6 protein-coding genes and 1 pseudogene are annotated in these 6,575 nt (G+C 69.4%); all 7 read left to right on the top strand.

The genetic code is table 11. The features are described from left to right. The first annotated feature begins 2 nt into the window (after positions 1-2). Positions 3-1,208, top strand: a complete 1,206-nt coding sequence (locus PMI14_RS27980) for an FAD-binding oxidoreductase (protein ID WP_007859845.1) — start codon at positions 3-5, stop codon at positions 1,206-1,208. Between the two features lie 27 nt (positions 1,209-1,235). Then, the gene (locus tag PMI14_RS27985; RefSeq protein ID WP_007859847.1) at positions 1,236-2,711 is read left to right on the top strand and encodes an aldehyde dehydrogenase family protein; all 1,476 of its coding nucleotides are present in this window, start codon (positions 1,236-1,238) and stop codon (positions 2,709-2,711) included. A 25-nt stretch (positions 2,712-2,736) separates the two neighbouring features. Next, the gene (locus PMI14_RS27990) at positions 2,737-3,636 is read left to right on the top strand and encodes an extradiol ring-cleavage dioxygenase (RefSeq protein ID WP_007859849.1); all 900 of its coding nucleotides are present in this window, start codon (positions 2,737-2,739) and stop codon (positions 3,634-3,636) included. Beyond that, on the top strand, positions 3,633-4,577 hold the full coding sequence (locus PMI14_RS27995) for a fumarylacetoacetate hydrolase family protein (RefSeq protein ID WP_007859851.1): 945 nt from the start codon (positions 3,633-3,635) through the stop codon (positions 4,575-4,577). The genes PMI14_RS27990 and PMI14_RS27995 overlap by 4 nt, the downstream gene beginning before the upstream one ends. 26 nt (positions 4,578-4,603) lie before the next feature. Further along, positions 4,604-5,602 carry a Bug family tripartite tricarboxylate transporter substrate binding protein gene (locus PMI14_RS28000; protein ID WP_007859853.1) on the top strand — a complete coding sequence of 333 codons (999 nt, stop codon included), beginning with the start codon at positions 4,604-4,606 and terminating at the stop codon, positions 5,600-5,602. 10 nt (positions 5,603-5,612) lie between these two features. Continuing rightward, a complete protein-coding gene (gene hpaH, locus PMI14_RS28005; RefSeq protein ID WP_007859854.1) occupies positions 5,613-6,428 on the top strand; it encodes a 2-oxo-hept-4-ene-1,7-dioate hydratase in 816 nt (271 codons plus the stop codon). 10 nt (positions 6,429-6,438) lie between these two features. Then, positions 6,439-6,575: pseudogene (locus PMI14_RS35120) on the top strand (2-dehydro-3-deoxyglucarate aldolase); the annotation flags it as partial.

Genomic DNA, 6,575 nt, shown 5'->3' on the forward strand with positions numbered 1-6,575 from the left:
GCCTGCCGCTGCTGCTGTCATTGACCCGGTTGAACCGCGTGCGCCAGGTCGATCCCTTGAACAATACCCTGGTGGTGGAAGCCGGCGCCACGCTGCAGCAGGTGCAGGACGTGGCCCGCGAGGCCGGGCGCCTGTTCCCGCTGAGCCTGGCGGCCGAGGGCTCGTGCACCATCGGCGGCAACCTGGCCACCAATGCCGGCGGCGTGCAGGTGCTGCGCTACGGCAATGCGCGCGAGCTGTGCCTGGGCCTGGAAGTCGTGACGCCCGAGGGCGAGGTCTGGAACGGCCTGCGCACCCTGCGCAAGGACAACACCGGCTACGACCTGCGCGACCTGTACATCGGCTCCGAAGGCACGCTGGGCGTCATCACCGCTGCCGTGCTCAAGCTGTTTCCGCTGCCTGCGGCCCAAGTGGCCGCGCTGGTGGCCGTGCCCTCGCCGGGCGATGCCCTGCAGCTGCTGGCGCTGGCCCAGCAGCGCCTGGGCGCATCGCTCACCGCCTTCGAATTGCTGTCGGACACCTGCCTGTCGCTGGTGCTGCACCACGTGCCGGGCGCCCGGCGCCCGCTGGCCGAGGCCTCGCCCTGGTACGTGCTGCTGGAGGTGTCTGTCACCGGTGCCGAGGAGGGTGCAAGCGACCAGGCGCAGCAGGCCATCGAAGGCGTGCTCGAAGCCGCGATGGAGGCGGGCTGGGTGGTCGATGCCGCGTTGTCCGCCACGCTCGCGCAGTTCAAGGCCCTGTGGGCGCTGCGCGAAAACATCTCCGAAGCCCAGGGCGCCGAAGGCCCGACCATCAAGCACGACATCGCGCTGCCGATCTCGCGCATCCCCGATTTCATCGCCCGCAGCGACGCAGCCGTAGCCGCCGCTTTCCCCGGTGTGCGCCTGGTGGTGTTCGGCCACCTGGGCGACGGCAACCTGCACTACAACGCCTCGCCGGCCACGCCCTCGCCCGACGCCGCAGGCCGCGCTGCCTTCCTCGCGCTGGAGGCACCGCTCAACCGGCTGGTGCACGACGCCGTGCACGCTGCAAGCGGCTCCATCAGCGCCGAGCACGGCCTGGGCGTGCTGCGGCGCGACGAATCGGCCCGCTACAAGGCGCCGCTGGAGTTGCGCCTGATGCAGCGCATCAAGGCCGCGCTGGACCCTGCCGGCCTGATGAACCCGGCCAAGCTGCTGCCCGAGACCCCCGTGGTCCATCGCACCTGACCTGCCATTCCCCTGGAGAAACGCCCCGTGAGCACCGACACCCTGAACGTCGCCGGCATCGCCGTATCGCCCCACCACTACATCGATGGCCAGCGCGTGGCCTCGGACCTGCGCTTCGACCTGCACTCGCCCATCGACCAGGCGCTGCTGGGCCGCATCAGCGAAGGCTCGCCCGCCCATGTGGACGCAGCCGTGACCGCTGCGGCGCGTGCCTTCCCGGCGTGGAGTGCGCTCTCGGCGGCCGAGCGCAAGCCCTACCTCGACCGTTTCGCGGCCGAGATCGGCCAGCGCGCCGAGGCCTTCTGCACGCTCGAGTCCAACGATGCGGGCGTGCTGCTCTCGCGCATGAAGCACGGCGTGGTGCCGCGCGCCATGCTCAACCTCACCTGGTTCGCCGAGCATGCGCTCACGTTGCAGGACCGCCCCATCGAAACCGAGCAGGCCACCCACCTCGTGCGCCACGACCCGGCCGGCGTGGTGGCCATCATCACGCCCTGGAACGCGCCGCTGATGCTGGCCACCTGGAAGCTCGGCCCGGCCCTGGCCGCGGGCAACTGCGTCATCGTCAAGCCGCCGGAGTGGGCGCCGCTGACCAGCAGCCTGCTGGCCGACTGCGCGCACGCCGCCGGCCTGCCGCCCGGGGTGTTCAACATCGTGCAGGGGGCGGGTGCCAGCACCGGCGCGCGCCTGGTCAGCGACCCGCGCCTGGCGCGCGTCTCGTTCACCGGCTCGGTGCCCACGGCCAAGTGGATTGCGCAGTCGGCCGGCGCCAACCTCGTGCCCTGCAGCCTGGAGCTCGGCGGCAAGTCGGCCTTCATCGTGCTGGAGGACGCCGACATCGACAACGCTGCCGCCACCGGCGCGCTGATGTACCGCAACGCCGGCCAGGTGTGCCTGGCGGGCACGCGCTTCCTGGTGCACCGCAAGGTGCAAGATGCCTTCGTGGCCGCCTTGCGCGGCTATGTGGAAAAGCTCACCGTGGGCGATCCGCGCGAGGAGGCCACCGAGGTCGGCCCCATCATCCACCCGCGCCAGGTCGAGCGCGTGCACGGCTTCGTGCAGCGCGCCGTGGCCGATGGCGCCATGCTGCTCTGGGGCGGGGCGCACCACCCCTTCGGCGCGCAGTACTACCAGCCCACGCTGCTCACCGATGTGCGCCAGGACAGCGAGATCGTGCAGAACGAGGTCTTCGGCCCGGTGCTCACGCTGCAGGCCTTCGATAGTGACGAGGAGGCCATCGCCCTGGCCAATGGCACGGACTACGGCCTGGGCGGCGTGTGCTACGGCGAAGCGGAGCACGCCAGCGCCGTGGCGCAGCAGGTGCGCACCGGCTTCATCTGGGTCAACAGCTTCGGCATCCGCGACCTGGCCGCACCGTTCGGCGGCATCAAGCGCAGCGGCGTGGGCCGCGAAGGAGGGGACTGGAGCTTCGAGTTCTTCTGCGACGTGAAGGATGTCGTGGTTCCCAAGAAGCCCTTCCGCGCCAGCTTCAGCCACCGCTAAGACACATCCAAAGGAGACACACCCCATGGGAAGCATCGTTGGCGCCGCCATCGTCTCGCACCACCCCGGCCTGATGCAGTGCGAAGAGTTTCGCGTGCTGCAGGGCGCGGGGGCCGACTCGGACCTGATCCCCGGCTATGCGCGCCTGCGCGAGAAGATTGCCGCGGCCCGGCCCGACGTGGTCATCATCTTCGACTCGCACTGGTTCACCACCGGCTATCACCTGGTGGACGGTGCGCCGCGCTACCAGGGCATGTTCATCTCCGACGAGATGCCCTGGTACCTGCACGGCGTGCCTTACGACTACCGCGGCCACCCGGACCTGGCGCTCGAGATCGAGGCCGTCTCGCGCGAGCACAAGGGCTACAACCGGGTCATCAACCACCCCGACCTGGGCAAGCAGTACGCCACCATCAACCTGGTCAAGCACCTGCGCCTGGAGCGCAGCGACACGCCGGTGGTCACCGTGAGCTCGTGCCAGAACTGCGACTGGCGCCACTTCCTGAAATCGGGCGAAGCGATTGCCGAGGCCGTGCGCCGCAGCGACCTGCGCGTGCTGCTGCTGGCCTCGGGTGCGCTGAGCCACAAGTTCAACCCCATCGACTGGAAGCCCAACCACCCGCGCATCTTCCACGAGAGCAATGTCTCGCGCCCCGAGAACATCGTGAGCGACAAAGGCGCCATCGCCCTCATGGAGCAGGGCCGGCACGATATGGTGCTCGACCGATGGCAGGACGAGTACCGCAAGATGCCCTGGGAGGCCTTCGGCGCCCACTACCTGCAGATGCTGGGCGCCATGGGCGGGGCGGACTGCCGTGCGCGCGGCGTGGCTTTGTCGGCCTACGAGAACGCCCGCGGCACGGGCAACGTGCACATGTGGTTCGATGGTGAAGCGAGCGAAGCAACGGCAAAGGTGGTGGCATGAACTTCGAATTCCCGATCACCGAACTGCCCGCCGTGATGCGCGGCCCGCGCGTGGAGCGCCGCCGCGTGCTGGTGGGCGGCAGCGCCTGCTGGGGCACCCTGGTGGAAGAAGGCGCGCAGCAGGGGCTGCTGCGCCTGGACGATGGCCGCGTGCTCGACCCGGCCACGGTGCAGCACCTGCCGCCGGTCTCGCCCAGCAAGGTCATCGCGGTGCACATCTCGTACAGCTCGCGCAGCTTCGAGACGCGCAACCAGCCCAAGCCGACCGAGACACCGACCTATTTCACCAAGCCGCCGACTTCGGTCAACGGCCACGGCTGCGAGATCCACAAGCCCGCCGACAGCCTGTACCTGAACTACGAGGGCGAGTACGCCGTGGTCATCGGCAAGACCTGCCGCAACGTGCTGCCCGAGGAGGCATGGGACTACATCGAAGGCTTTTGCCCCGCGCTCGACATGGGCCTGCAGAACTACCGCGACACCGACCAGGGCAGCATGCTGCGCGTGAAGGGCGCGGACACGCTGCTGCCCATCGGCCCGGGCATCGTGCGCGGCGTGAACCTGTTCGAGCAGACGCTGCGCACCTACCGCAACGGCCTGGTGGTGCAGGAGGCGCACATCGGCGACGAGACCATCTGGGGTCCGCACTACGTGGTGGCCGACATTGCGCGCCACATCACCCTGGTGCCGGGCGACGTGATCCTGATGGGCACGCCCTGCCACTCGCGCTCGGTGGACCCGGGTGACCTGGTGGAGTGCGAGATCACCGGCCTGGGCCGCCTGGCCGGCACGGTGGTCGCCATAGCCGCACCACGCGCCTCAGCCCTGGGCGTGGGCCACCAGCCCACCGACAGCCCCGAGGTGCGGCGCGTGGCCTGCGGCTTCGACGAGCGCGTGCCCGAGCACCTCAAGGCCAACTACCGGCAGGCGGCGAAGAAATAACCCACAACGAGACCCGGAGACAACGCATGACGAAATCCTCGCCCACCCCTTCCCGCCGCAACATCCTGCAGCTGGCCCTGGCCGGCACCGCCGGCACGCTGCCCTTCATGGCCCAGGCCCAAGCCATCGACACCGTGAAGATCCTGGCCGGCTTTGCCGCCGGCGGCACGGTGGACACTCTGGCGCGCCGCGTGGCGACCCAGATCACGGGCGGCTACGCCAAGTCGGCCGTGGTGGAGAACAAGACCGGCGCGGGCGGGCAGATCGCCATCACCACGCTCAAGGCCGCCCCGGCCGACGGCGCCACGCTGCTGGCCACCCCCATGTCCATGCTGGGCATCTACCCCCACACCTACAAGAAGCTGCCCTACGACCCCGTGGCCGACGTGACCCCGGTCTCGCTGGGCGTGGTGTTCGACATGGGCTTTGCAGTGGGCCCGCAGGTGCCGGCCTCGGTGAAGACCGTGCCCGAGTTCCTCGAATGGTGCAAGGCCAACCCCACGGGCGCCAACTTCGGCTCGCCCGCGCCGGGCTCGGTGCCGCACTTCGTGGGTGAACTGATCAGCCGCGCCGGCAAGGTGGACATGCGCCACGTGGGCTTTCGCGGCTCGCAGCCGGCCATCCTGGACCTGCTGGGCGGGCAGATCGCGGCCGTCTCGGCGCCGGTGGGTGAGTTCCTGCCGCACCTCCAGGGCGGCAAGATCCGCGTGCTGGCCACCTCGGGCGCCACGCGCAACAAGTTCATGCCGGGTGTCAGCACGCTGATCGAGCAGGGCTACAAGGACATGGCCTACAACGAATGGTTCGGCTTCTTCCTGCCGGGCAAGGCGCCGGCCGAGCTGGTGGCCAAGGCCAATGCCGCGATCCGCACCGCGCTGGCCGACAAGGATGTGATCGCCGGGCTGGCCGCGATGGGGCTGGAGGCGCGCTCGTCGAGCCCGGCCGAGCTGGCGGCGCTGCTCAAGGCCGATGGCGACAAATGGGGCCCGATCGTGAAAGCCATCGGCTTCACGGCGGAATCCTGAGGGCTGCACGATGCTTGAAGATGCGCTGATACAGCAGCTCGCGCTGGAGCTGCACCAGGCCGAGAAGAGCCGTGTGCAGGTGGAGCATTTCTCCAAGCGCCACCCCGGCATGACGGTGCAGGACGGCTATGCCATCTCGCGCGCCTGGGTGGCGATGAAGATCGCCGAGGGGCGCAGCGTGCGCGGCCACAAGATCGGCCTGACCTCGCGCGCCATGCAGGTCGCCAGCCAGATCACCGAGCCCGACTTCGGCACGCTGCTGGACGACATGTTCTTTGCCGAGGGCGGCGACATCCCCATGCAGCGCTTCATCCTGCCACGGGTGGAAGTGGAGCTGGCCTTCGTGCTCAACAAGCCGCTGCGCGGCGAGCCGGGGCGCCCTCCGGTGAATATCTTCGACGTGCTGGCCGCCACCGAGTACGTGGTGCCGGCCATCGAGATCATCGACGCGCGCATCGAGCAGCATGACCGCCACACCGGCGTGATGCGCAAGGTCTTCGACACCATCTCGGACAACGCGGCCAACGCTGGCATCGTCACCGGCGGGCGCCCCGTGCGGCCCGATGCGGTGGACCTGCGCTGGTGCGGTGCGCTGCTCTACAAGAACGGCGTGATCGAGGAGTCGGGCCTGGCCGCCGCCGTGCTCAACCACCCGGCCACGGGCGTGGCCTGGCTGGCCAACAAGCTCGCGCCCTATGGCGAGGGGCTGGCAGCTAGCGAGGTGGTGCTGGGGGGCTCCTTCACCCGGCCCGTGGCGGCTGCCGCGGGCGATACCTTCCATGCCGATTACGGGCCGCTGGGCAACATCGCCTTCCGCTTCGTTTGAAAGGATTGCCTTGCAGACACCGGTGAACACCTTCAAGCAGGCGCTAGCAGTGCGCACGCCACAGATCGGCCTGTGGTTCGGCCTGGCCAGCGGCTATGCGGCCGAGCTGGTGGCGGGCGCGGGCTTCGACTGGCTGGTGCTGGACGG

Origin of the sequence: Acidovorax sp. CF316 (assembly GCF_000276605.1) — a bacterium.
Classification (GTDB): Bacteria; Pseudomonadota; Gammaproteobacteria; order Burkholderiales; family Burkholderiaceae_C; genus Acidovorax.

Excerpts from the sequence above, each read along its gene's own strand:
- PMI14_RS27990 (WP_007859849.1), top strand. The coding sequence starts at position 2,737 with ATGGGAAGCATCGTTGGCGCCGCCATCGTCTCGCACCACCCCGGCCTG.
- PMI14_RS27995 (WP_007859851.1), top strand. The coding sequence starts at position 3,633 with ATGAACTTCGAATTCCCGATCACCGAACTGCCCGCCGTGATGCGCGGC.
- PMI14_RS28000 (WP_007859853.1), top strand. The coding sequence starts at position 4,604 with ATGACGAAATCCTCGCCCACCCCTTCCCGCCGCAACATCCTGCAGCTG.
- hpaH (WP_007859854.1), top strand. The coding sequence starts at position 5,613 with ATGCTTGAAGATGCGCTGATACAGCAGCTCGCGCTGGAGCTGCACCAG.